Source organism: Paenibacillus sp. J22P218 (genome assembly GCF_056269195.1).
Map to the genome: position 1 here is coordinate 1,563,192 of NZ_JBWDNL010000001.1, position 22,504 is coordinate 1,585,695.

Genomic DNA, 22,504 nt, shown 5'->3' on the forward strand with positions numbered 1-22,504 from the left:
ACGGAAAGGAGATGCCATGCAGCAGATCGGCAAACAACAGTTGTCTATTCTGATTATTGTTTTCTTAATCGGCAGCACGCCGCTGTTCGAGCTTGGCATCAAAGCGAAGCCCGATTCATGGCTTGCGATGACGATGGCTGCGGTCATCGGATTGCTGTTGACCGTTGTTTACGTGACGGTGCAGAAGCGCGCGCCCGAAGCGGGACTCGGCGAGCTGATCTTGATGCATTTTGGCAAATGGCTCGGCGGAGCGGTTGGACTTGTCTATGCGCTATGGTTCGCCTATGAATCGATGCGTAATGTGCGGGACGTAGGGGAACTGACGAATATGGCGCTCTTGACCGTGACGCCCAAATGGATGATTATGCTGCTCATTCTGTTTGTCGCTGCGTACACGGTCAGCAAGGGGCTTGAAGTGTTCGTGCGTGTTACACAGCTGCTGTTCCCGATTGCGGGGATCAGCTATTTGCTTATTATTTTGCTGTTGTTTATCGCGAAGCTGCCTGATATTCACCAGTTGCTGCCCCTGATGGAGAACGGGATAGGCCCGATTGCGAAGGCGGCGTTTCCGGATCTGGTTTCGTTTCCTTTTGGGCAAATGGTCATTTTTCTTGTCTATTGGAAATATTTGAAGGAGAAGCAAGTGTTGCGGAAGGTCACCTTCTGGGCGCAAGTGGGCGTATCTGTCTTTTTGATTTTTATGAATATGCTCGTGATGAGCGTACTGGGCCTCTCCTTGTCCGAGGTTACGGCGCTGCCGCTTCTGCAGGCGGTTCAATTGATTCGGTTGGCGAATTTCCTCGAGCGGCTGGACGTTATCGTTACGCTGCTGCTATACATCGGACTCTATGTAAAAATGACGGCGTTGTACTTGGCGGCGGTCCTTACGCTTAAGGAAGTGACGGGGGCGGCTTACCGTCATTTGGTCTGGCCAGTCGGGATGGTCATCTACGCTGCATCGTTTCTGGAGCCGAATAATACGTATCATATATGGCTAGGGTTCGATGTGACGCTGAAAATCGTTCCGTTATTCCAAATCGTGCTGCCGCTGCTTCTGCTGATCGTCGGTGTGCGCAAACGGTACAAGAAGGCGGCGCAGCGGAATTCCGACGCAGGCCAAACGGGTTAATGCCGGCCTTCTAGCTTCAAAAAAAGATAGCTATTTAGTCGGGATTTGCTATAATAGGCATATTGACGAAACCGAATATGTTCCGGGGAGCTGGTTAGGCCGGCTGAGAGGGGATTTATGTACATGCAATCCCGACCCTATAAACCTGATCTGGATAATGCCAGCGTAGGGAAGATAAGCTTTGCGCGTTTCATGCAAGGGACGACCGTTAGATCGTGTTTCTAACGTCATGCCGAAGCAGCGTGCATAGGTGCAGCCGAATTTCAGGCGTCCTTCCATACGGGAGGACGCTTTTTTGCATGCGGCAACGGTCGATCGCACGGGGGCAACCAACCGGACACAGACAAGATATCCTTTCGATTCGTTTCGTTTTGACACAATAAAGAGATACAGGGAGAGGGAGACAGCAGGATGAAGAAACAAACTGGACGAATGACTTGGAGGCTTATGGCGTTATTAATGGCGTTCGTTATCGTACTTGCAGGCTGCGGCGCGAACAGCAACAAGCCGGAGGGCGGCAACGCGGGAGAGAATGAAGGGAGCGGCGCGGATAAGCCGCTGACGAAAGTGCAGGTCGTGCTCGACTGGACGCCGAACACGAATCATACGGGGCTGTACGTCGCTCGGGATAAAGGGTTCTTCAAGGAGCAGGGGCTTGACGTTGAAATTATTCAGCCGGGCGAGAGCGGCGCCGACCAGATGGTCGCTTCCGGCAACGTGCAATTCGGCGTCAGCTATCAGGAGTCGATCACCATGGCTCGTATCGCAGGCGTACCGCTCGTATCGCTCGCGGCAGTCATTCAGCATAACACGTCGGGCTTCGCTTCGCCTGTCGATAAAGGCATCGATTCGCCGAAGAAGTTCGAAGGCAAAACATACGGCGGCTGGGGCGCTCCGCTTGAGGAAGCGGTCATTGATTCACTCATGCAAGAGGAGCAAGCGGATGTGAAGAAGGTTAATATTATGAGCATCGGCGACGGCGATTTCTTCTCGGCTGTTAAGCGCGATATCGACTTCGCTTGGATTTATTACGCGTGGACGGGTGTTGAGGCCGAGCTGCGCGGCGAGAAAATCAACATGGTATATTTGACCGATTATAGCGACAAGCTGGACTACTATACGCCCGTGCTTGCGACAAGCGATAAGCTGATCGCCGAGGATCCGGAACTCGTCAAGGCGTTCGTTGCGGGCGCTGCGGCAGGCTACCAATATGCGATCGACAATCCGGAGGATGCTGCCGAAGTATTGATTAAGGCAGAGCCGGATCTGAATGCCGAGCTCGTTCGCGCAAGCCAGAAGTGGCTGAGCCCGAAATACCAGGACGATGCCGCGCAATGGGGCGAGCAGAAGCTGAGCGTATGGGAAAATTATGCGAACTGGATGTTCGACCACAAGCTGCTGGAGAAGGAGCTGGAGGCGGACAAAGCGTTTACGAACGACTTTTTGCCTAAGAAATAATTCATACTGACGAAAGCAGGGGAAACGAATGGATAATGCACTGGTAAGCATTCAAATATTGCCGACGACGCCGGGCGGAGAAAGCGTCCTTCCGTACGTCGATCGGGCGATTGACATCATAAAGGCAGCGGGCGTGCCCTACCGGGTAGCTCCGCTGGAGACGACGATGGAAGGCGAACTCAGCTCTTTGCTAGGGGTTGTGCAGCAGATGAGCGAAGCGATGGCAGAGATGGGCTGCCCGTCCGTTATTTCGCAAGTGAAAATCTACTATAATCCGGCAAACGGCGCTTCGATGGGCAGATTGCTGGAGAAATATCCAGATGGGCAATAAGTCGGGCGTATGGGCTAAGGTATGGCCGCCGGTAATCGTTATCGCTGCACTGCTGGCTTGCTGGCAGGCGGTGACGATGTGGGGGCAGGTCGATCAATGGCTGCTTCCCAGCCCATTATCGATCGTGCAGGAGGCGGCCTCGGCGAACGTATGGCCGCGTTTAGCGGAACATACCGGTGCGACGCTGCGGCTTACGCTGCTCGGATTTGCAGGCGGATCGGCGGCGGGCTTCTTGCTCGCCGCTTTGCTGCATCTAATTCCGGGTTTGCGTACCGCTGTCTACCCGCTCCTCGTCGTTTCGCAGAACGTTCCGATCGTCGTGATCGGTCCGCTGCTTACGATGTGGCTTGGCTACACGCTGCTGCCGAAGGTGCTGCTCGTTATGATGGTATGCTTCTTCCCAATCTCGGTAGCCATGCTAAGCGGCCTCACGAATACAGATCCGCAATTGCGCAATTATTTGCAAATGATCGGCACAGGCAAGTGGCAGCTGTTCTGGAAGCTGGAGCTGCCCCATGCCGTCATTCATCTGTTCTCGGGACTTAAGCTTGCGGCATCCTATAGCGTGCTTAGCGCGATTGTCGCTGAGTGGCTCGGCACGAATAAGGGACTGGGCTACTTCATGCAGCTGTCGGCCAAAGGGTTCATGCCGGAGCGGGTATTCGCGTCGGTATTCATCATCGTGGCGCTCAGCCTGTCGCTGTTCGGCTTGATGACGCTGGCCGAGAAGCTGCTCTTGCGCTGGCGTCCTGCCAAGAAGGAGGGGAACTAGCAATGAGCGATATAGCAAATGAAGAGCGACGAACGACGATGGATGCAGGTGCTGGAGCTGCTCGAACTGAGACCAAAGCGCTGGAGGTTAAATCGGTCAGCAAAAGCTTCGGCAAAGGAACAGCCGTGAAGGAAGTGCTCGGAGGGCTGTCGCTGACGGTCGGCGAAGGGGAATTCGTCTCCATCGTGGGGCCGTCAGGAAGCGGCAAGTCGACGCTGTTCCAGGTCATCGGCGGCTTGGAGCGTCCGACTAGCGGCGAGATATGGATCGATGGCCAGCAGGCGACGGGACAGACGGGGCATATCTCGTATATGCCCCAGCAATCGTCGCTGCTGCCGTGGCAGACGGTAGCCGGCAATATTGAGCTGTCGCTGACGATCGCTGGCATGGAGCGCAAGGAAGCGAAGCGCAGCACGGAGGAGTGGCTGCGCCGCATCGGGCTTGAGGAATATGGAAAGAGCTATCCGCATGTTCTCTCGGGGGGCATGCAGCAGCGCGTATCCTTCTTGCGGGCGCTGTTGTCGCCGCAGCGGCTCATGCTGCTTGATGAGCCGTTCGGTTCGCTCGATGCGCTGACGCGGCTGCAGATGCAGAAGTGGCTGTTGTCGATCTGGGAGGAGAACCGCAGGTCGGTGCTGCTTGTCACGCACAGCATCGATGAGGCGTTGTTCCTATCCGATCGGGTTATCGTGCTGTCGTCCTCGCCTGCAGTTGTGCTCGAGCAATTCGACGTGCCGCTGGCTAGGCCGCGCAGCGAAGCGATGTGGACGGAGCCTGCGTTTATTGACCTGAAGCAGCGGATCTATGAGCTGCTTCAGGCAGGAGCGGGAGAGAAGGGGGAAGCGGAATATGCCAAGCGCCGTTAACGGGGAAACAGCAGCAGGAACGTGGATCGATGCTCATATCCATGTCGATCATTATGAAGAAGCGGAACGGGAAATGCTGCTGGAGCGGGCGTTTGATGCGGGTGCGGCTGCTGTCGTAGCCGTGTCGATGCACTTGCAATCCTCGATTGTCAATCGAGAGTTGGCGCTGGCGCACCTGCCGAATCGCGTTCATCCCGCATATGGCTTCCATCCGGAGCAGCCGATACCGTCTGCATGTGAGCTGGATGAGCTGTTCGCTTGGATTAGAGCGCGTCATGCGGAAGGCGAGAGCTTCGCCATCGGCGAGGTCGGATTGCCGTATTATACGAGAACGGAAGCGGAGGCTGCGAGGCAGCCGTTCGACGAAGCGCCTTACCTCGCGCTGCTCGAACGGTTCGCAGCGCTTGCCGCGGAACTGGAGCGTCCGATTGTGCTGCACGCCGTCTATGAGGACGCGGACAAGGCTTGCGACATACTTGAGCGGAGCGGCGTACGGAGCGCGCACTTCCATTGGTTCAAGGGAAGCGAAGCAACCGTGCGGCGAATGATCGCCGCAGGCTACTTCGTGTCGATGACGCCGGATATCGCTTACGAAGCGGAAATTAGGGTGCTGGCGGAGCAATATCCGCTTCACTTGCTGATGGCTGAGACGGATGGGCCATGGCCGTTCGAAGGACCGTATGAGGGGCGAAGGACCGAGCCTGCCATGTCGCAGGATGTGGCGGTACATATTGCGGCCATTAAGCAGCAACCGGTGGAGCTTGTTCGTACTACTTTATTGCAAAATACGAAACGGCTGTACGGAATATAGCGGAAATACGAAAACAAGCTGGCGGTTGCGCATGATGCGACGCCAGCTTGTTTTTGGTTTCGTTGAGGACATCAGAGGCGTTAATTGCTGTCTATCGCCTTTAATGCGCCTTACCGATTCATACCGTTTTGTCCATTGCGCCGTTCTTCTCTTCCGCATACAAAGATAGCAATAGGGTTGAGAGAAGGGAGAGTTCTAAGATGGCAGCTTTGACTAGAGAACAGTTTTTTGCGGCACTCGCTCCAACCGTCATTCGGGTAAGGGGGGAAGGCTCGACGATGTTTCCTTCCGTGCGGCTAGCCCAAAATTTGCTCGAAACAGGCGGTGTTATTCACCCTTGGAACAATCTGAGCGGCATTAAGGTCGGCAGCGGGCAGACGAATGCTTACTGGCATGGCGAAGCAGTGGTGAAGGGGACGTGGGAGTATGTCGATGGCCGCAATGTCAACACGAAGGCGGCGTTCCGCGCTTACACAAGCTTATATCACTTCTATAAGGATCTTGATCTGCTGCTGGCAACGCCGCGTTACGACCGCGTTCGGAAGGCGGAAACGCCTGAGCGCCAAGCCCAGATGCTGCTCGCTTGCGGTTATGCGACGGATCCGAATTATCCGCTCAAGCTAATGGCAATCATTAAGCAGTACTCGCTCATGAAGTACGATCTAATGGGCAAGCCGCCCGTTAAGCCGGAGAAGTTCAAAGACGCTGAAATCGTGGCGGTTGTGCATGGCGGGCAAGCGGTGTCGGATGGTTACTTGGTTCATGGCGCTACCTGGGTGCCTGCTAGGCTGGTCGGCGAGCGGCTTGGAGCGGTCATTGACTGGAACGGAAAGCAGGTTACGGTGAACGGGGTTGCAATCGAGTCCGTACTGTCTAATGCAAAGGGCTACGTCAAGCTGCGCGATCTGGCAGACCAGCTTGGACTTGCGGCCAGTTGGGACGCTATGGCGCGAGCAGCATCGATCGACTAACGAAAAAGATCAGCCGGTTTACATCGAGGTTGCTCTTTTGGTATTCTATAGACAACATTGAAACGCGATGACGAGAAGAGTAAGGGAATAGGTTGTTGCACAGAGAGCCCTCGGCAGCTGAGAGGGGGCGAACGACGTTTCCCTGAACCAAGCCTCTGAGCGGCATGTCGGAATCGCCCCCGGGCGAGGATGGCATGACGGGAGCTCCCGTTACAGAGCTAGAGTATAAGCATTCTCTGCAATGCCGTACTTGAAGAGGTTAATATGGCGACATGTTAATGAACCTGGGGTGGCACCGCGAGAACTTCGTCCCCAAGACCAACGTCTTGGAGGTGAGGTTCTTTTTTGCGTTTATTAGGCGCATATGGAGGTAGCTTGGCTGTTACAGTTATTCATTAAGGAGGAGCCGGCAATGGAATCGGATAATAAGAAAGAGCATTCAAGCGACAACTTTTTATTTAGGCTGATAACGGAGGAACTGGAGCAATATCCGTTCACGAGGGAGATGCGCACGCGGTTTCCGCCCGAGCCGAACGGCTATCTTCATATCGGCAGCGCCTACGCGATTCAGACGAATGACACGATAGCAAGGCAATTCAACGGCAAGTTTCATTTGCGCTTTGACGATACGAATCCACTTAAGGAAGACATTGCTTACGTGGACGCGATCATCGAGGACATCAAGTGGCTTGGCTACGATCCGGGCGAGCACGTCTATTACGGGTCAGATTACTCCGAGGAAATCTACCGTGCAGCCGTTCATCTAATCGAGCGCGGGCGTGCATACGTATGCGATCTGACGCCGGAGGAAGTATCGGAATACCGGGGAACGTTGACGCAGTCGGGCAAGAACAGCCCGTTTCGAGAGCGCTCCATCCTAGAGAATCTGACGCTTTTTGCGAAAATGAAAGAAGGTGCTTTTCCGGCCTCTTCCAAAGTACTCCGCGCCAAAATCGATATGGGCTCGCCTAACATGAACCTGCGCGACCCTGTTATTTACCGCATCATCCATGCTGAGCATTACCGAACGGGCGGCGAATGGTGCATCTATCCGATGTACGACTTCGCGCATCCGATTCAGGACGCTATCGAGGGCATTACGTACTCGCTCTGCTCCGTCGAATTCAAGGATCATCGGCCTCTGTACGAATGGGTGCTTAGGGAGCGCGGCATAGACAGTCCGCCGCGGCAAAGGGAGTTCGGCCGTCTAAGTCTGACGGGCGTCGTGACGAGCAAGCGTTTCCTGCGGCAGCTGGTCGAGGGCGGTTATGTAGACGGCTGGGACGATCCAAGGTTGCCGACGCTCCGCGGCTTAAGAAGGAGAGGATTCACGCCCGAGAGCATACGCGGCTTCATCAAGGAGATCGGCAGCATCCGTACGCAAAGCACGGTGCATATTTCCTTGCTCGATCATTGTCTAAGACAGGAGCTGAAGGCATCGACAGTTACGGTCATGGCGGTGCTGAATCCGCTCAAAGTCGTCATAACGAATTATCCAGACGATGAAACCGAGCTATTGATGATCGAGAATAACAGCGAGAATGAGGAGCTTGGGAAGCGGGAAGTTCCTTTTGGCAAAACGATCTATATTGAAAGAGACGACTTCGAGGAAAATCCGCCGAAGGGCTTTCATCTATTAACTCCGAATGCCGAGGTGCGATTGAAGGGCGCTTATTTTATCCGCTGCGAGGAAGTGATTAAGGATTCGGTTACCGGAGAGGTGATGGAGCTTCGCTGCACCTATGATCATACGACGAAGAGCGGCACAGGGTTTAACGGGCGCAAGGTGAAGGGGACGATTCACTGGGTGTCGGCGGATCACGCCTTGATGGCCGACGTTCATTTGTACGATAAGCTGCTGCTAGAAGCTTCGGAAAAGGATACGCCGGCTGACGGGGATTGGACGGAGCGCGTTAATCCGCATTCGCTAATCGTCGTCGGGGATACTCGGATCGAGCCGTATGCGGCGGAGGCGGAACATGGAGCCGGAATTTTGGAGCGGAGGCTGCAGTTTTTCCGTCATGGCTATTTCTGCTTGGATAACAAGCATACAACTGCCGATAGACTTGTATTCAACCGCATCGTACCGCTTAAGGATAGCTGGAATAAAAAGAATTGATCGGTTAAGATGTGCGAAGGCTGCTGATTGAAGAATCGGCAGCCTTTGTGCGCTTCCTGGCGCCGCGTATGCGAGGCGAGGGCGAGGGCGTTACTTGCCTTTCTTAGAGGCGGCCCAAAACGCTAGCACAATAAGCGGCAGCAAAATAAACCAAGGGATCGTAATCGTCCCTCCGACGATAAATGCCAATATCATAACGAAGATAACGCCCAAAATAATGTACAGACAACCTCGTCCGAACGTTTCCATGCCATTGCTCCTTTCGTACCACATCAGAATGTTAGTTGTTTTACAGCGATAAAGCTAAAGAAATATCATTCTGATTGGCGATAAAAACTTCCTTTGAAACGCGGTCGTACATCTTTGGGTTACTCCGATAGAGTTTTTCTCATGCCCCAGATCTGCATCGCAAGCTACAAAGAAGTATATTCACGGATATAGCAGGATAGAGCAGCGGGTTGTTGGCAGGGGTATTGTTCGCGGCTTGACTTCGATAAAGTGATGGGCAAAATAAAAACCCGGCCGCGGGGGCCGGGAAAGTAAATGCGTTTTAGTAACATAATGTATCGCCGTTATCTGTTTTTTGAATCCTGGAGCTACAATTCGTGTACTCCATCAGCTTTTTGTCGAGCTCCTGACTTATCTGTATAACCACTCTGTCCGAAAAGCTATTGGATACTCCAAACACACGAACCATCTCTGTTCTCAACGCCTCAATCTGTTGTTGACAAACACAGTTATGCATTTAAAGTGTCCTCCTACGTAAGGTCCAAGATGTAACTGTTAAGCTAAAGCATACATCATTTTACTGTAAATTTCCTTCTTTTACAATTGGGTTATGTCAAAAAGGGACAGGAGTACGAAAAAATTGGAAGTAAAAGTGTAGAGGACCCACATTGCTGTGGGTCTGTCCTAGCTCGTCATCAACTGTGGGGTTGATAGGACTAGTATACGGATCTAATCTTAACGCTTCCTTAAAAATAATTGTCGATGTGTTGAACTATTCTGATAATGATTGGAGGCAAGTGCAAGGTGATGTCATGAAATTGTGTCATTTTTGTTACCACATAACAATTTATAAGTTTCCGAGCATTGCGGAAGAACAAATTCTTATTGGCATAAAACCTTCCCTGGCTTCCGAAGTGAGTTTGCTACGCAAACTTGTAGGTCGCTCATCTTCGAATAGCCTCGATAGAGGTTTTCTCAAAATCGTTGTGGCAACCGGAGGCCATTCATGATAACGTTAATGTTTCTGAACGACTGATTATAAGCGGGTTATGGAATAGAGGGAGGGCAATGGAATGGCATCAAAAGGACCGAAACGGCCAACGCGGGACGAGTTCCAAATGGAGGAGCTTGGTGAGCGCTTGGTCGAAGCGCAGCGGGAAGAAATTGAGCTTCTGTTCACCGTCTGGAATTGGACGGAGCAGCCTCGCGGCATTATCGTGAAGATGGACTCGAGGACGAAGCTTGTGCATGTCGAGTACGAAGGCGAACTGACGAAAATCCCATTTATGGATATTATGCAGGTAGAGAACCCTTATTAAGCTGCTGAAGCGTGGCATGGGCTGAAACATTGCGTGCTTCATTGACGTTTATTGGTTAACCGACTATTTATGGAGGAAATGCCAATGATGAAGCAACTCATATTGTTGTTCATAGTAGCAGCCATGTTGAGTGCCTGCGGGCAAGTTCAATCGAATATAGAAGAACGACCAGTAATTGCCGAGAGTGCAGAGTTCGCTGGTGCTTCTCGGGCTGTCGGACAAGGGGAATATGGAGAACTGCATGTCTTGCCGTTGACGGAAGACGGCGGAGTAACGGAATCGCTGGGAGCGCCGTCATGTCTAGGAGAAGAGACGGATTACATATCGTCCGGCGACTATGATGTCGTGTTCAAGCGAACGGACGGAACGGAGACAAATGTGGGCAGCTTGGTTGGGACGCAGATCGTCTCGGAAGGCGGATCCGATGAGCCTCGCAAACTGGGCAGATTGGCGTCCGAAGGCGTTGAATTGTATTATTTTCAACCTATCCAGAACAAATGCCGCGCGGATGCTGTTTATGTATATGTAGTGAGTGAAGACGATGCGTATCAAGCAAGCTTCGAGGTAGAAGGGCAGTTATTAGATCAGTTTAGCCTAGCTCCCGAGAGCGAGCCCTATATAGAAGCGGGGCAGCTTGTGCTGGAGTCGACAGAGGATGAGCAGCAGGCATATACCTATATGTTCAAGCTGGAAGACAAGAAGCTGAGGCTTGCGAAAAAGGAGGAGAGGGGCGATTAAGCCGCCTCTCCTTTTTTATGCTTTGCCAAACTTAACGATGCTCGACTAAATCGATCGCGCCAAGAATGACATGGGCAAGACCGAAGCCGAGGACACCCGTACCTATAAGCTTATACTTGCTCTTCAGCAGTGTAGCGCCAGAAGCCGTAACCACAGTTCCAAGAACGGCAGGTATCAATCCTTCACGCATTATCCAACACTCCCTATGGTTTGTTTGGCAAGCAGTATTAGTGTGCTACGGGAGCAGGATTGGCATACTTCGCTGACTGCGTGCATGTGTTCTTATTTGTCTTTTTGGAGGAGCTATGATGGATTTTGCTGCATTTTACCTCGCGTTTGCTAGCTATATTGGATATTGGCAGTAACTTTTCCCTTTTGCGCCATAAAAGAGCTGATTTTGAACAAAGTTATTGCAGAAATCCAACATAGCGGAGAAACCTTGCTTTTAGTAAACGAAGTTAGCGCGAGAATCCAACATAGCTCGTATTAGCAAAAGTTTCTCCTCTCCCATGAAAAAGGCGCCCTCTTTCGAGGGCGCTCTTTTTCATAGGAGAGTCTGCTGTTTTTTCAGCTACTAGCTGCTTTAGGCTCATTCATAAACCATGAAATATAAGTACATCGTTGGCATACAAGAATGGTTGCATTTTTATTTGCCCAGTCGACGCCGAAAAAGGTAGCGCCTCTTGAATTGAGTTGACGATAATCTTTGTTAAAGGCGTCATGTTGACAACAGGGGCAACGAAGCATAACACCGCCTGCAGAATAATTCACATTATCAAATCCTTTCTCAATGTTATAGTTGAAATCGGATAATTAATAATGGATAGTACGAAAATTAACGATTTTGGTTACGGGAGGAAGACAGAGCATGAAGGCTTATACGCTTATGTCTAGATTTCCGCCTAAGTTTGGCTGCACGCTTAGTTCCATCATTTTCACCAACTGCTGCATTTGATCGGTAGATTGCTCGGTAGCCATTTTAAGAACACTGATCCCAACAGCTTGAGATAGATTGCTCTGGGCTAGGGATACGGATAACGCCGCGATGTCCATTTACTGCCTCCTTCATTATGATCCTTCACTTTATTTATCGGAAGTTGCAGGTGCAATTCTTAACTGCGTTTGGGATAGAAAGCTAAGGATTGCAATGGATTGGCTCAAATGCGGACGGAATATAAAAGAATTGGACAAAAAAATCGGGCATCCCTTTCGGGATGCCCTTTTCATGGGAGAGGAGAAACCGGACGAAGAGCTTATGGGGAAACGTAAGTCTTCTCCGCGGTTGTCTACGGCATCTTGCGACGCCGATGACATTATCTTGTCCGCTTTGTGGGGGAATATACATAATTAGGACAAAAAAGTTGAGCGAAGCTTGTGGATAGTCCCAAAATCGCACATATGCCTGCCTTTCAACAGCTTTATCTCCAAAGGGAATGTATGGTACGATAGGCGGGAATGAGACAGAAGGGGGCAATTGCAAGTGAGAGTCATTGCGGGCGAGGCTAGAGGCCGCACGCTGAAAGCGGTGCCCGGCGTGAATACGAGGCCGACGACCGACAAGGTGAAGGAAGCGATATTCAGCATGATCGGTCCTTATTTCGACGGAGGAACGGCGCTTGACCTGTTCGCCGGTACGGGAGGACTTGGGATCGAGGCGTGGAGCAGAGGCACGGAACGTGTCATCTTCATTGATCGGGAAAAAATCAGCATCGATATTATCCGTCAGAACATACAGACAGCCGGCATGGGCAGCGCGGCGGAAATATACCGCAACGACGCGGAGCGCGCGTTGAAAGCGCTGGCGAAGCGGGAGCTGAAGTTCGATCTTGTTTTTCTTGATCCGCCATACAAGCTAACGACGATGGACGAGCTTATGGGAGAGCTGGCAGCGAAAGGCATGCTTGAAGAGGCGGCGGTTATTGTCGTTGAGCATGATTCGTCGGTACGGTACCCGGAAGCGATGGAACATTTTGACCAAATCAAATACGCCAAATACGGAGATACTGCCGTGTCCATATACAAATACTACAGCCAGGTCAGCCATGACGACAGGAGTGAGACCGATGTTAACGATTAACACAGGCAACGAGAGAGTGGCGGTATACCCAGGCAGCTTCGATCCGGTTACATACGGGCATCTAGACATAATCCGAAGATCCGCCAAGCTTTATGATCGCTTGATTGTAGCGGTACTGAACAATACGAGCAAAAATCCGCTGTTCACAGTAGATGAGCGGAAGCAGCTGCTAGCGGAGGTTACACAGGATCTGCCTAACGTTGAGATTGACAGCTTCCGCGATCTTCTCGTTCGATATATGAAGTCAAGACAGGCGAATGTCATTATTCGCGGCATCCGGTCGGTAACGGACTTCGAGTACGAGCTGCAGCTTGCGTCCACGAATCATTTGCTTGATGGCGAGATCGATACCGTATTCATGATGACGAATCCGAAGTATTCGTATTTGAGCTCCAGCATTGTGAAAGAAATCGCGCAATTCGACGGCGAAGTGAAGGAGCTTGTGCCTCCTGCGGTTGAACGTGAATTAAGGAAGAAGTATAACGCCCGCAAATAAGCGGCATTAGCGTCTTATACGCCGAGCCCGCCAGCGAGGCGAGGCAAGGTGCAATAGCGTGAAGACTGCGAGCAGCAGCAAGCTAGCTGTGATGGAATAGGTCCATAACATAGGCATGTCGCTTACGGTTATAGCTGACGTGCCGCCCCAAGCTCCTTCGGTCTGATTAGGGCTGAATACGGGGAACGTCCCGGGAGGCGTTACATAGCGCAGCAAGGCTGACATTGGATTCCATAGCAGCAGCATGAGCAAAAAAGCAGCAACTGCGTGCATCATGCGGAACGCGGCGAAGGGCAGCAGCTTCAGATCGGTCCCCGCAATCGTATATCCCGTCTGCAAAATACCGCCAAGACCGCTCCAGGCCAACACCGCTGCAATAGCAGCGGCATTCATCAGGCTTCCGCCAACAGGGCTTTCCCAGATTGCGGCCGCATAAGCGCCGATATGTCCTTCGAATAGCGCTGGCCCGATGAATGGGGCACTCAGCTTCGTTAGAATTGGTGCGAACAACGGCTGCGCGAGCTTTGCGAGCACGGAGGCGAAGATCATGAAGCCGCCGATCATAAGCAGCTTCTGTACGCTTGCGGTCACGGCGTCGCCGAGCACTTTGCCGAAGCTGCGGCCGTCTTGGTCTCTGCCAAGCTTCATAGCTGCTCCCAGCTGCCCCAATAGCCTGCTGCTTTGCTGCGCCTTATCAGGGGAAGCCGTTTCTATGGACGGAGCAACTTCATTATTTTTTGCTCCGATATTTGCAATGGACAATAGAAGCAGCAGGAAGAGAGCAGACAGCCAAACGGCTGCTGCTATCATAATGCCGACAATTGGTTTATGAAGGAAGCCTGCACCGATGACAACGAGCATGAATAGCGGATTAGGCATATGCGCGATGGCGAGCAGGCGTTGACCTTGCGTTTGGTCGACTTTATTTTGTTTGCGCAGAGAGGCTGTTGCTTCCGCTCCCGCAGGATACCCGCCCATCCAGCCAAGCGCAATGGCGTGCGCCGCCTCGCCGGGCAGCTTGAACAGCTTGTTCATAGCTGGACTTAGCAGGGCGCTAGCGGCATGAGCGAGCCCAAAGGCGGTCATGAGCTCGAACAGGACGAGAAAGGGCAAAATGCCGGGAAACACAATGTTCCACCAAACGGTCAGTCCTTGCAGCGACGCTTGGAAGGCGGCATCGGGCTGTACAATAATCGTACCGACAAGCAGGATGGAAATGATGGCGATCAGTATCGTTTTGGCCATTGCCGTTCAACTCCTAGGACAATCTGTTCGTATAAGTTAATTAGTACGCTTATGGCGCAGCAGATAGACCAAGCAAGGACATGGAGGAACGGCTGCACGACTAGAGAGCTGTAACCGCGTGGAAGTCAGGTACAGAGGAATAGGAGGCTTGCTTCTTGTGAATAGGCAGGTTTCGGATTTAAAACGGATAACGCTTGTTGCGGTTGCGACGGCGGCAGCCATGTGGATTCTGTTGTATGCGCCAACACCTTATGTCGTCTATGAGCCGGGTATTGCAACACCGGTAGCCCCGATGGTGGCAGCTGAGCAGGGAGATGCCGAAGGGAACGGAAGCTTCCTGCTCACCGCGGTTAAACTTAGCGATCCTAATTTCTTCAACGTCCTGCGTTCGGCATGGGACAAGGATGATGATATCCTCATGAAGAAGGATGTGTTCAGGGGATATACGCAGCAGCAATATGCGGATAGACTTTCCGTCATTATGGAGGGTTCGCAAAATAACGCAGTCGAAGCCGCCTACCATCAACTGAATTTATCCTATACGATCGAAGTACAAGCGATCATCGTGTCGGATAATGCCTCCCAGGTCGAAGAGGGAAAGAGTTTATTCCAAACCGGAGACAAGCTGATCGGAATGACTGGCGGTCCGCGATTTGAGAATGCGGCCGATATGCTGGACAAGCTGCGTAACGTAGAGGAAGGCAGTCCGTTAACGCTCGAAATTGAGCGTAGCGGCGCGCGTATGCAGGTGCAACTGGATGCGGCTCGCCTTGGTTCAGGCTTAACGGAAGAGCAGTTGCCTGCTTTGTTCGGAGCATCCGGGCTTACGGAGCTTAGAGCGCTTGAGCCAACCGATACGCGCGACCGGCTTACGATTAAGGCGGGAGACATTGGAGGGCCGTCAGCCGGTCTCGTATTCGCTCTGCAATCGATTGATTTGCTGACTGAGGGCGATTTAACTGGAGGAAGCCGTATCGCTGCTACAGGCACGATTACGCCAGAGGGCAAGGTTGGACCGATAGGCGGTATTAAGCAGAAGGTCGTGATCACGAGCCGGGAGGGCGCGCAGCTGTTTCTCGTTCCGGAAGGCAATTATAAGGAAGCGACTGCGAAGGCGAAGCAACTCGGCACGGCGATGAAAATTGTAGAGGTTACGGATCTTGCGGATGCGCTTAGTAAAATAAAGCAGTTCAACGCTGCCGCAAGCGGCGGCCAGTAAAAAAGAAGCGCGGCATCCTTTACAGGATGACGGGCTTCTCCTTGAAATCTCTGAACAACGCTTCAGACGGAACGGTGTCTCCGCGGCCAAGCATGTAGACGGCGCTTGCACGGGTGTCGAGCTCTAAGTAGGGATAAGGCTCGGGCGCTCTGGCAGCGCTAAGCAGCACAGGCAGCGAAGCGGTTGTTCTCATGCGGCGCAGCAACTGTTTGCCCTTCTCAGTGAAGCCAAGAACGCGAATGTACTGAACGCCGGAGGCTAGCTTCTCTGTTGTGAAGGACGGCTTCTCATGTCCGAGAAGCACCGACAGCAGCGCGCGTTGCAGACGCGTGCGCGTGTATCGTTTGGTTTTGAGCATGTCCAGCAGTTCCTCGAACTGCATCGAGGTCAGCTCCGGGAGCGTTCGGAGCAAGCGATGCTCCATACCTTCCGATATGTCCCGCAGCTGGGCAAGTTGACTGACGGAGCGGGTCACGGTCTGATGCAGCAGCGGCTGCATGAAGTTGGTCCAACTGATCGGGCAATGACCGGCCGACCATTGCTCTTCTATGATATGATAGGTCGATGAAGGAACGTATGCGCGAATAGGTGCCAGATTTCGTTCCTCGAGCAACAGCTTGCGAATAGCGGTCGCGCTGGCAATCTGGCTGTCCGAGATCGTCTGATCATTGTATTGCGATTTCTCGCGGGCGATCGTGAACGGCTGCATTCGGCCCTCCAGTCGCCGCAAGGCTAGCAAATAATGAAGACCTAGCGTATGATTAGGCTGGGCGAACGGGAATGAAGCCGTATCCGTATGACCCTGCTCCGATAAATAAGCGGCGACGGCCGCACTGTATGCGTTAGGGTAATTCATTCCCGTATCGAGCAACTGCTTCAGCGATGCACGGAAGTCCGGCGGCTCGTCCGCCAGCAAATCGGCTGCCTGCTGCAATGGAGCAAGCTCGCCGCTCTCTGTGCCGAAGCAGAAGGCGTCTACGACGCCTGTCGCCTCGAGCAGAGCAACTGCGCCGTAAGCGAACCATTCTGCGGCATGCGTGGCGTAGGCGATTGGCAGCTCGATGATAAGGTCGCAACCGCCCTCCAGCGCCATACGTGTGCGTGACCATTTATCGAGCAGCGCGGGTTCGCCGCGTTGTAAGAAATTACCGCTCATGACAGCGACTACAGTGTCGGAGCCCGTTATTTTGCGCGATTGTTGTAAATGATAATGGTGACCGTTGTGAAACGGATTGTATTCGACGATGAGTCCTACCGTACGCATCCTCTAACCTCTCTCTGTTAAATCTTGGTCGTTCTATCATAACATAGAGAGGCGCGCCTTACACGGCTGCATAGTGGATAAACGAAATAACCGTGTGAAAATGTTGACAAAACGGTAGGCTGATAGATATAATAATCTTTGTTTGTTTGGGGTGATCTGATGCAGTTTCATATTCAAGAAACGATGTCCAAAGGTCTAAAGTCGACGATCAATGAACAATTGGACGTCAGCGACCTATTTCAAGGACGCCAAGATGTTATTCGTACTGGACCGCTTCACGTCTCGCTTCAAGTAACCGGCAATGAAGGCTTCATTTCGGTTGATGGAGAACTTTCCATCGATCTGGAGCTGGCTTGCTCGCGTTGCCTTGATCCGACAAGTGAGCATACGGTCATTCCGTTCTTCGAACAATTCAAGCCTGCTTCGGGTGACGAAGACAAGGATGAGGAAGAAGAGAGTGACTTCATCGAAGTAAGCGGAGAACGTCTGGACTTGAAGCCTTATCTCGAAGAAGCGCTTCTGCTGTTCATGCCATTCGCGCCGCTTTGCAGCGATGATTGTAAAGGTCTATGTCAAGAATGCGGACAAAACTTAAATGAGCGCACATGCAGCTGCAAGACGGAGAAGATTGACCCTCGCTTTGCAGCGCTGAAGGATCTATTTAAGGAATAACGGCTCGATTGATTTTGTGAAGGAGGTGGGAAATATGGCAGTACCTCAACGTAGAACGTCCAAAACTCGCCGCGACAAACGTCGTACGCATTTCAAGCTCGCAATACCGGGCATGGTGAAATGTGAGCAATGCGGAGAGCTGAAATTGGCTCACCACGTATGCAAAGTTTGCGGATATTACAAAACAAAAGAGATCATTTCCCAATAAGAATGATTTCAATAATAGCACTTCATCTCGCGATGAGGTGCTATTTTTTTTCTTCGTTCATTGCGCTTGGGCCATTTTTTTTATATACTCATATTTAGTACCTGGTGATAATATCAGCTTTCATACATATACTTATCGCAAACCAAGCAAGCTATGGCGGTGCTGTGTCTGCGATCAGGTCATCTATACATGCGGTCACTATTTTTGTCAAAAAAGGCGGTGCCGGACATCGAACGAATGCCCAAACGGCAGCGGCATCAGCAGCTTGCCCGACTTATAGAAGAAAATCCTTTCATCACCGATCGGGAGCTTACTCGCCAGCTAAAAGTCAGCATTCAGACGATCCGATTAGATCGTATGGAGCTTGGTATCCCTGAGCTGAGGGAACGATTGAAGCTGATGGCAGAACGCTCATACGATTCTGTCCGTTCGTTGCCGCTGCACGAGGTCATCGGCGACATCGTTGATTTGGAGCTCGATAAGAGCGGTATCTCGGTATTCGAGATTCGGGAAGAACATGTATTCTCGAGAACGGGCATCGCTCGCGGTCATCATGTGTTCGCACAGGCGAACTCGCTTGCGGTTGCCGTAATCAACGATGAGATTGCCCTTACTGTAACGGCGGACATTCGGTTCATACGTCCTGTTAAGCTCGGTGAGAAATGTATAGCCAAGGCTTATGTAAGATCTATCTCGGGCGAGCGGAACAAAGCGAAGGTGGAGCTGTTCACTTACGTGGCCGACGAGATGGTTTTCCAGGGGAACTTTGTTATATTCAGATCCGCGGGTGCTGCAAACAGTGAAGGAGGAGACGAACATGCGGATCGCTATTGATGCGATGGGGGGAGATCACGCCCCTGGCTTAATCGTGCAAGGCGCTTTGGAGGCTGCGGCAGAGTGGCCCGATACGGAGCTTCTGCTCGTTGGAGACACTGCCGTAATCGAGAAGCTGATTGGCGGCTCTAAGCCTGTTAATATTACAATATGTCATGCCGATGAAGTGATCGGCCCGGATGATGAGCCCGTTAAGGCGGTGCGCCGTAAGAAAGGTGCGTCGATGGTCGTAGCAGGCCAGCTCGTCCGCGAGAAACAAGCTGACGCTATGCTGTCGGCCGGCAATACCGGTGCCCTGATGGCGACGGGATTGCTCGTCGTCGGCCGAATGGACGGCATTGAGCGTCCGGCGCTCGCGCCTATGATGCCGACGATGGATAACCTAGGCGTACTGGCGCTTGATCTGGGTGCGAATATGGATGCGAAGCCGGAGCATTTGCTGCAATATGCAATAATGGGCAGCATCTATCGCTCGAAAGTGCATGGCGTGGAGAAGCCGAGAGTCGGCTTGCTCAATGTCGGCACGGAAGCGAAGAAAGGCAATGAAGTGTCGAAAGCTGCATACGATTTGCTTCAGCAAGCTCCGATTCATTTCATTGGCAATGTCGAGGCAAGAGATGTGCTTACGCGCAACTGCGATGTCATCGTGTGCGACGGCTTCGCGGGGAATATTATGTTAAAAGCGATGGAAGGCGCGGCTGGCGCGATTTTCACCGAGCTTAAGGGTGCATTCGGGCAAACGCTTCTGACAAAGCTTGCGGCAGCGATTATGATGCCGCGCTTGCGTCAACTGAAAAATAAGATGGATTATAAGGAGCACGGCGGGGCGCCGCTCCTCGGTTTGAACGGTCTCGTCGTGAAATGTCACGGCTCGTCCGATGTTGTCGCTGTGAAAAATGCAGTCCGGCAAGCACGCATAGCGATTCAAGGACAATTGATTGAATCGATCGCAGATGAAATCAACGGGAAATGAGTGTGTGTTATGAGTTTATATCCTGTAGGCATTATAGGAACGGGTAAATATGTTCCGGAACGTATTCTTACGAATCAAGAATTGGAACAAATGGTTGAAACGAACGACGAGTGGATTGTCACTCGCACGGGCATTAAGGAGCGCCGTCTCGCCTCTGCAGAGGAAGCGACGTCGGATCTAGCGCTGCACGCTTCAAGAAAAGCAATTGCTGCGGCAGGTCTTACGGCCGAAGACATTGATCTTATCATCGTCGCTACAATTACGCCGGATATGTTCTTCCCGTCGACGGCTTGCTTGCTGCAAGATAAGCTTGGCGCGAAGAAGGCGGCCGCGTTCGACTTGTCGGCTGCGTGCTCAGGCTTTATTTATGGCCTGGCGACTGCTTCGAACATGATTGCTACTGGCATGTACAAGCATGTGCTAGTCGTCGGCGCAGAGACATTATCACGAATTACGGACTACACGGACCGCAATACTTGCATCCTGTTCGGTGACGGTGCTGGCGCAGTAGTCCTCGGGCAAGTGGAGGAAGGACGAGGCTTCCGCTCGTTCGAGCTTGGAGCGGACGGCAGCGGCGGCGACCTGCTTAAAGTATGCGGAGGCGGATCGCGCGTTCCTGCTTCAGAGGCGAGCATCTCGGCTAAGCAGCATTTCATTCATATGGCTGGCAACGACGTGTTCAAGTTCGCGGTGCGCATCATGGGCAGCGCGGCGGAGGACGCTTTGCAGAAGGCCGGCATGACGAAGGAAGATATTGATCTTCTTGTGCCGCATCAAGCGAATATTCGCATCATTAACTCGGCGCTTAACCGCTTGGATCTGTCCGAAGAGAAAGCAATGATCAACTTGGACAAATACGGCAATATGTCGGCCGCTTCGATTCCGGTCGCGCTGGCAGAAGCTGTAGAGCAGGGTCGCGTGAAGCAAGGCGATTGCCTTGTGCTTGTTGGCTTCGGCGGCGGCCTGACATGGGGCGCATCGGTACTCGTGTGGTAATATGCTTTCGAAGTTAGGTTTGTATTCGCAAACCTTTTAGGAGGGTAAATAAGTTGAGCAAAACAGCATTCGTATTTCCCGGCCAAGGCGCTCAAGCCGTTGGCATGGGCAAAGACGTGTACGACGCTTTCGATCAATCGAGGGCAATTATTGAGCAAGCGGACGAAGCATTAGGCTTCAAGCTTAGCGACATTATTTTTGATGGACCTGAAGAGGCTTTGAAGCAGACGGCTAACACGCAGCCGGCACTTCTCGCTGTCAGCATTGCTTTGCTTGAAGCGCTTGAAGGTCGCGGCTTTAAAGCCGATTATGTTGCCGGACATAGCCTTGGCGAATATAGCGCGCTTGTCGCAGCTGGCGCCTTGTCGTTCCAGGACGCGATTCGCACGGTTCGCGCACGCGGCTTGTTCATGGAGCAAGCGGTGCCGAACGGTCAAGGCGCGATGGCAGCTGTTCTTGGCGCTGAGCGCGAAGCGCTTGCCGCACTCTGTGCCTCAGTGACGTCCGAAGGCATGGCTGTGGAGCTTGCCAATGTGAACTGTCCGGGCCAGATTGTCATATCCGGTACGGCAGCAGGCGTTCAGGCCGTAGTGGAACGCGGCAAGGAAGCTGGCGCCAAACGCGTCATTCCGCTTGATGTCAGCGGTCCTTTCCACTCTTCGCTAATGAAGCCGGCTGCAGAGAAGCTTGGCGAAGCGCTGGCAAGCGTGGAACTGCAAGATGCTTCGATTCCGGTCGTCGCCAATGTGACGGCGCGCGAAGTGACCAGCGCAAGCGACATTCGCGGACTGTTGGTAGAGCAGGTCTACTCGCCGGTCCTTTGGGAAGACAGCGTTCGTTACTTGATCGAGCAGGGCGTAGATACGTTCGTCGAGATCGGTTCTGGAACGGTGCTTGCCGGATTGATCAAGAAGATTGACAAAAATGTTCGCATCATTTCGGTGAATAACATCTCTGCGCTTGATGCGCTGCAACTTAATTAACGCCAAACGGAGGGGATAGTTTATGTTTGCCAGTCTGGAAGGCAAGAAAGCGCTCGTAACGGGAGCTTCCCGCGGAATCGGCAGAGCGATTGCGATTGCGCTTGCTGAAGCGGGAGCGGATGTTGCGATCAATTATTCCGGCAGCGAAGCGGCGGCGGCGGAGACGGCAGCGGCCGTTGAAGCGCTCGGCAGACGCGCTGTCATCGTGAAAGCGAACGTTGGCAAAGCCGATGAATTCGACGCGATGGTGAAGGAAGTTATTGAGCAATTGGGAGCTATTGATATTTTGGTGAATAACGCTGGCATTACAAGAGATAATCTTATTATGCGAATGAAGGAAGAAGAGTTCGATCAAGTGATCGAAACGAACCTCAAAGGCGTGTTCAACGGTATCAAAGCTGTCACCCGTTCGATGATGAAACAGCGCTCCGGCCGAATTATTAATATTTCTTCGGTTGTTGGCGTGCTCGGAAATCCCGGGCAAGCGAACTATGTCGCCGCCAAAGCAGGCGTTATCGGTCTAACGAAGGCAAGCGCGCGCGAGCTCGCTTCGAGAGGCATCACAGTCAACTGCGTGGCGCCTGGCTTCATTCAGACCGAAATGACGGACAAGCTGCCTGAGGAAATGCGCCAGTCGCTTGCTGGGCAAATCCCGCTTGCGCGTCTAGGCGACGCGTCAGACATTGCGAACGCGGTTCGCTTCCTGGCTTCGGACGCCGCTGCATATATGACAGGCCAGACCGTCCACGTTGACGGCGGCATGTACATGTAAAGCAGCCTTAATGCCGCAACCAC

The 22,504-nt window shown here is 52.5% G+C and carries 27 protein-coding genes, 1 riboswitch and 1 other annotated feature; of the genes, 21 read left to right on the forward strand and 6 right to left on the reverse strand.

The genetic code is table 11. The annotated features are described in order from the left end of the window. The first annotated feature begins 16 nt into the window (after nt 1–16). From AC0YN0_RS06470 to AC0YN0_RS06505, 8 genes are all read left to right on the forward strand, one after another. The gene (locus AC0YN0_RS06470; RefSeq protein ID WP_475820500.1) at nt 17–1,129 is read left to right on the forward strand and encodes a GerAB/ArcD/ProY family transporter; all 1,113 of its coding nucleotides are present in this window, start codon (nt 17–19) and stop codon (nt 1,127–1,129) included. Between the two features lie 73 nt (nt 1,130–1,202). Continuing rightward, a riboswitch (TPP riboswitch) is annotated at nt 1,203–1,318 on the forward strand. A gap of 222 nt (nt 1,319–1,540) precedes the next feature. Beyond that, nucleotides 1,541–2,587 carry an ABC transporter substrate-binding protein gene (locus AC0YN0_RS06475; protein ID WP_475820501.1) on the forward strand — a complete coding sequence of 349 codons (1,047 nt, stop codon included), beginning with the start codon at nt 1,541–1,543 and terminating at the stop codon, nt 2,585–2,587. A gap of 28 nt (nt 2,588–2,615) precedes the next feature. Next, complete coding sequence (locus AC0YN0_RS06480; protein WP_475820502.1) at nt 2,616–2,918, forward strand: thiamine-binding protein; 303 nt, start codon at nt 2,616–2,618, stop codon at nt 2,916–2,918. Beyond that, nucleotides 2,908–3,690: an ABC transporter permease gene (locus tag AC0YN0_RS06485; protein ID WP_475820503.1), complete on the forward strand. Its 783-nt coding sequence runs from the start codon at nt 2,908–2,910 to the stop codon at nt 3,688–3,690. The genes AC0YN0_RS06480 and AC0YN0_RS06485 overlap by 11 nt, the downstream gene beginning before the upstream one ends. 2 nt (nt 3,691–3,692) lie before the next feature. After that, nucleotides 3,693–4,556, forward strand: a complete 864-nt coding sequence (locus AC0YN0_RS06490) for an ABC transporter ATP-binding protein (protein ID WP_475820504.1) — start codon at nt 3,693–3,695, stop codon at nt 4,554–4,556. After that, nucleotides 4,540–5,367, forward strand: a complete 828-nt coding sequence (locus AC0YN0_RS06495; protein ID WP_475820505.1) for a TatD family hydrolase — start codon at nt 4,540–4,542, stop codon at nt 5,365–5,367. The genes AC0YN0_RS06490 and AC0YN0_RS06495 overlap by 17 nt, the downstream gene beginning before the upstream one ends. Before the next feature lie 200 nt (nt 5,368–5,567). Next, nucleotides 5,568–6,338 (forward strand): glucosaminidase domain-containing protein, encoded by a 771-nt coding sequence (locus AC0YN0_RS06500; protein ID WP_475820506.1) that lies wholly within the window; start codon nt 5,568–5,570, stop codon nt 6,336–6,338. Between the two features lie 58 nt (nt 6,339–6,396). Then, nucleotides 6,397–6,655, forward strand: a binding site (T-box leader). A 95-nt stretch (nt 6,656–6,750) separates the two neighbouring features. Further along, nucleotides 6,751–8,457 carry a glutamine--tRNA ligase/YqeY domain fusion protein gene (locus AC0YN0_RS06505; protein ID WP_475820507.1) on the forward strand — a complete coding sequence of 569 codons (1,707 nt, stop codon included), beginning with the start codon at nt 6,751–6,753 and terminating at the stop codon, nt 8,455–8,457. A gap of 90 nt (nt 8,458–8,547) precedes the next feature. On the opposite strand, the gene AC0YN0_RS06510 is transcribed toward AC0YN0_RS06505, so the two are convergent. Together AC0YN0_RS06510 and AC0YN0_RS06515 are read right to left on the reverse strand one after the other, a co-directional pair. Further along, complete coding sequence (locus AC0YN0_RS06510; protein ID WP_442053494.1) at nt 8,548–8,706, reverse strand: hypothetical protein; 159 nt, start codon at nt 8,704–8,706, stop codon at nt 8,548–8,550. A gap of 301 nt (nt 8,707–9,007) precedes the next feature. Next, on the reverse strand, nt 9,008–9,202 hold the full coding sequence (locus tag AC0YN0_RS06515) for an aspartyl-phosphate phosphatase Spo0E family protein (protein WP_475820508.1): 195 nt from the start codon (nt 9,200–9,202) through the stop codon (nt 9,008–9,010). 556 nt (nt 9,203–9,758) lie between these two features. On the opposite strand from AC0YN0_RS06515, the gene AC0YN0_RS06520 reads away from it, so the two are divergent. Both AC0YN0_RS06520 and AC0YN0_RS06525 read left to right on the forward strand, forming a co-directional pair. Further along, entirely contained in the window at nt 9,759–10,004 is a 246-nt protein-coding gene (locus AC0YN0_RS06520; protein WP_475820509.1) for a YolD-like family protein, read from the forward strand. Nucleotides 10,005–10,088: 84 nt separating this feature from the next. Further along, entirely contained in the window at nt 10,089–10,742 is a 654-nt protein-coding gene (locus AC0YN0_RS06525) for a hypothetical protein (RefSeq protein ID WP_475820510.1), read from the forward strand. 31 nt (nt 10,743–10,773) lie between these two features. Here the strand turns inward: AC0YN0_RS06525 and AC0YN0_RS06530 are convergent, their stop codons facing one another. Continuing rightward, on the reverse strand, nt 10,774–10,932 hold the full coding sequence (locus AC0YN0_RS06530; RefSeq protein WP_337098799.1) for an asparagine synthase: 159 nt from the start codon (nt 10,930–10,932) through the stop codon (nt 10,774–10,776). Nucleotides 10,933–11,618: 686 nt separating this feature from the next. Beyond that, nucleotides 11,619–11,795: a YjfB family protein gene (locus tag AC0YN0_RS06535; RefSeq protein WP_475820511.1), complete on the reverse strand. Its 177-nt coding sequence runs from the start codon at nt 11,793–11,795 to the stop codon at nt 11,619–11,621. A 172-nt stretch (nt 11,796–11,967) separates the two neighbouring features. On the opposite strand from AC0YN0_RS06535, the gene AC0YN0_RS06540 reads away from it, so the two are divergent. From AC0YN0_RS06540 to coaD, 3 genes are all read left to right on the forward strand, one after another. Beyond that, the gene (locus AC0YN0_RS06540) at nt 11,968–12,093 is read left to right on the forward strand and encodes a hypothetical protein (RefSeq protein ID WP_442053417.1); all 126 of its coding nucleotides are present in this window, start codon (nt 11,968–11,970) and stop codon (nt 12,091–12,093) included. 129 nt (nt 12,094–12,222) lie between these two features. Beyond that, the gene (gene rsmD, locus AC0YN0_RS06545; RefSeq protein ID WP_475820512.1) at nt 12,223–12,819 is read left to right on the forward strand and encodes a 16S rRNA (guanine(966)-N(2))-methyltransferase RsmD; all 597 of its coding nucleotides are present in this window, start codon (nt 12,223–12,225) and stop codon (nt 12,817–12,819) included. Then, entirely contained in the window at nt 12,806–13,315 is a 510-nt protein-coding gene (coaD, locus tag AC0YN0_RS06550) for a pantetheine-phosphate adenylyltransferase (protein ID WP_337098803.1), read from the forward strand. Before rsmD ends, coaD begins: the two co-directional genes overlap by 14 nt. Before the next feature lie 6 nt (nt 13,316–13,321). Here coaD and AC0YN0_RS06555 read toward each other — a convergent pair whose 3' ends face one another. Next, nucleotides 13,322–14,560 (reverse strand): nucleoside recognition domain-containing protein, encoded by a 1,239-nt coding sequence (locus AC0YN0_RS06555; protein WP_475820513.1) that lies wholly within the window; start codon nt 14,558–14,560, stop codon nt 13,322–13,324. Nucleotides 14,561–14,717: 157 nt separating this feature from the next. Between AC0YN0_RS06555 and AC0YN0_RS06560 the strand changes: the two genes are divergently transcribed. Continuing rightward, a complete protein-coding gene (locus tag AC0YN0_RS06560; RefSeq protein WP_475820514.1) occupies nt 14,718–15,779 on the forward strand; it encodes a S16 family serine protease in 1,062 nt (353 codons plus the stop codon). A gap of 19 nt (nt 15,780–15,798) precedes the next feature. Here AC0YN0_RS06560 and AC0YN0_RS06565 read toward each other — a convergent pair whose 3' ends face one another. Further along, a complete protein-coding gene (locus tag AC0YN0_RS06565; RefSeq protein WP_475820515.1) occupies nt 15,799–17,043 on the reverse strand; it encodes a nucleotidyltransferase in 1,245 nt (414 codons plus the stop codon). A 159-nt stretch (nt 17,044–17,202) separates the two neighbouring features. Here AC0YN0_RS06565 and AC0YN0_RS06570 point away from each other — a divergent pair, with 159 nt between their 5' ends. The 7 genes from AC0YN0_RS06570 to fabG all read left to right on the forward strand — a co-directional run bounded on the left by AC0YN0_RS06570 (nt 17,203) and on the right by fabG (nt 22,481). Then, nucleotides 17,203–17,715, forward strand: a complete 513-nt coding sequence (locus AC0YN0_RS06570; protein ID WP_442053423.1) for a YceD family protein — start codon at nt 17,203–17,205, stop codon at nt 17,713–17,715. Nucleotides 17,716–17,749: 34 nt separating this feature from the next. Beyond that, nucleotides 17,750–17,923: a 50S ribosomal protein L32 gene (rpmF, locus tag AC0YN0_RS06575; RefSeq protein WP_116043433.1), complete on the forward strand. Its 174-nt coding sequence runs from the start codon at nt 17,750–17,752 to the stop codon at nt 17,921–17,923. A 237-nt stretch (nt 17,924–18,160) separates the two neighbouring features. Further along, entirely contained in the window at nt 18,161–18,757 is a 597-nt protein-coding gene (gene fapR, locus AC0YN0_RS06580; RefSeq protein WP_337098808.1) for a transcription factor FapR, read from the forward strand. Next, nucleotides 18,741–19,730, forward strand: coding sequence for a phosphate acyltransferase PlsX (gene plsX / locus AC0YN0_RS06585; protein WP_475820516.1), 990 nt, complete (start codon nt 18,741–18,743; stop codon nt 19,728–19,730). The genes fapR and plsX overlap by 17 nt, the downstream gene beginning before the upstream one ends. 9 nt (nt 19,731–19,739) lie before the next feature. Next, nucleotides 19,740–20,726: a beta-ketoacyl-ACP synthase III gene (locus AC0YN0_RS06590; protein ID WP_475820517.1), complete on the forward strand. Its 987-nt coding sequence runs from the start codon at nt 19,740–19,742 to the stop codon at nt 20,724–20,726. Nucleotides 20,727–20,779: 53 nt separating this feature from the next. After that, on the forward strand, nt 20,780–21,709 hold the full coding sequence (gene fabD / locus AC0YN0_RS06595) for an ACP S-malonyltransferase (protein WP_475820518.1): 930 nt from the start codon (nt 20,780–20,782) through the stop codon (nt 21,707–21,709). 22 nt (nt 21,710–21,731) lie between these two features. Further along, nucleotides 21,732–22,481 carry a 3-oxoacyl-[acyl-carrier-protein] reductase gene (gene fabG / locus AC0YN0_RS06600; protein WP_475820519.1) on the forward strand — a complete coding sequence of 250 codons (750 nt, stop codon included), beginning with the start codon at nt 21,732–21,734 and terminating at the stop codon, nt 22,479–22,481. Nucleotides 22,482–22,504: the final 23 nt, after the last annotated feature.

Bases quoted from the DNA above. Each gene is read 5' to 3' on its own strand.
- AC0YN0_RS06500 (WP_475820506.1), top strand. From the start codon at position 5,568: ATGGCAGCTTTGACTAGAGAACAGTTTTTTGCGGCACTCGCTCCAACC.
- AC0YN0_RS06485 (WP_475820503.1), top strand. From the start codon at position 2,908: ATGGGCAATAAGTCGGGCGTATGGGCTAAGGTATGGCCGCCGGTAATC.
- AC0YN0_RS06495 (WP_475820505.1), top strand. From the start codon at position 4,540: ATGCCAAGCGCCGTTAACGGGGAAACAGCAGCAGGAACGTGGATCGAT.
- AC0YN0_RS06525 (WP_475820510.1), top strand. From the start codon at position 10,089: ATGATGAAGCAACTCATATTGTTGTTCATAGTAGCAGCCATGTTGAGT.
- rpmF (WP_116043433.1), top strand. From the start codon at position 17,750: ATGGCAGTACCTCAACGTAGAACGTCCAAAACTCGCCGCGACAAACGT.
- fapR (WP_337098808.1), top strand. From the start codon at position 18,161: ATGCCCAAACGGCAGCGGCATCAGCAGCTTGCCCGACTTATAGAAGAA.
- AC0YN0_RS06555 (WP_475820513.1), bottom strand. From the start codon at position 14,560: ATGGCCAAAACGATACTGATCGCCATCATTTCCATCCTGCTTGTCGGT.
- AC0YN0_RS06590 (WP_475820517.1), top strand. From the start codon at position 19,740: ATGAGTTTATATCCTGTAGGCATTATAGGAACGGGTAAATATGTTCCG.
- AC0YN0_RS06475 (WP_475820501.1), top strand. From the start codon at position 1,541: ATGAAGAAACAAACTGGACGAATGACTTGGAGGCTTATGGCGTTATTA.
- AC0YN0_RS06570 (WP_442053423.1), top strand. From the start codon at position 17,203: ATGCAGTTTCATATTCAAGAAACGATGTCCAAAGGTCTAAAGTCGACG.
- plsX (WP_475820516.1), top strand. From the start codon at position 18,741: ATGCGGATCGCTATTGATGCGATGGGGGGAGATCACGCCCCTGGCTTA.
- coaD (WP_337098803.1), top strand. From the start codon at position 12,806: ATGTTAACGATTAACACAGGCAACGAGAGAGTGGCGGTATACCCAGGC.
- AC0YN0_RS06510 (WP_442053494.1), bottom strand. From the start codon at position 8,706: ATGGAAACGTTCGGACGAGGTTGTCTGTACATTATTTTGGGCGTTATC.
- AC0YN0_RS06565 (WP_475820515.1), bottom strand. From the start codon at position 17,043: ATGCGTACGGTAGGACTCATCGTCGAATACAATCCGTTTCACAACGGT.
- AC0YN0_RS06505 (WP_475820507.1), top strand. From the start codon at position 6,751: ATGGAATCGGATAATAAGAAAGAGCATTCAAGCGACAACTTTTTATTT.
- AC0YN0_RS06480 (WP_475820502.1), top strand. From the start codon at position 2,616: ATGGATAATGCACTGGTAAGCATTCAAATATTGCCGACGACGCCGGGC.
- AC0YN0_RS06470 (WP_475820500.1), top strand. From the start codon at position 17: ATGCAGCAGATCGGCAAACAACAGTTGTCTATTCTGATTATTGTTTTC.
- AC0YN0_RS06515 (WP_475820508.1), bottom strand. From the start codon at position 9,202: ATGCATAACTGTGTTTGTCAACAACAGATTGAGGCGTTGAGAACAGAG.
- AC0YN0_RS06490 (WP_475820504.1), top strand. From the start codon at position 3,693: ATGAGCGATATAGCAAATGAAGAGCGACGAACGACGATGGATGCAGGT.
- fabG (WP_475820519.1), top strand. From the start codon at position 21,732: ATGTTTGCCAGTCTGGAAGGCAAGAAAGCGCTCGTAACGGGAGCTTCC.
- AC0YN0_RS06535 (WP_475820511.1), bottom strand. From the start codon at position 11,795: ATGGACATCGCGGCGTTATCCGTATCCCTAGCCCAGAGCAATCTATCT.
- AC0YN0_RS06540 (WP_442053417.1), top strand. From the start codon at position 11,968: ATGGGAGAGGAGAAACCGGACGAAGAGCTTATGGGGAAACGTAAGTCT.
- AC0YN0_RS06530 (WP_337098799.1), bottom strand. From the start codon at position 10,932: ATGCGTGAAGGATTGATACCTGCCGTTCTTGGAACTGTGGTTACGGCT.
- AC0YN0_RS06520 (WP_475820509.1), top strand. From the start codon at position 9,759: ATGGCATCAAAAGGACCGAAACGGCCAACGCGGGACGAGTTCCAAATG.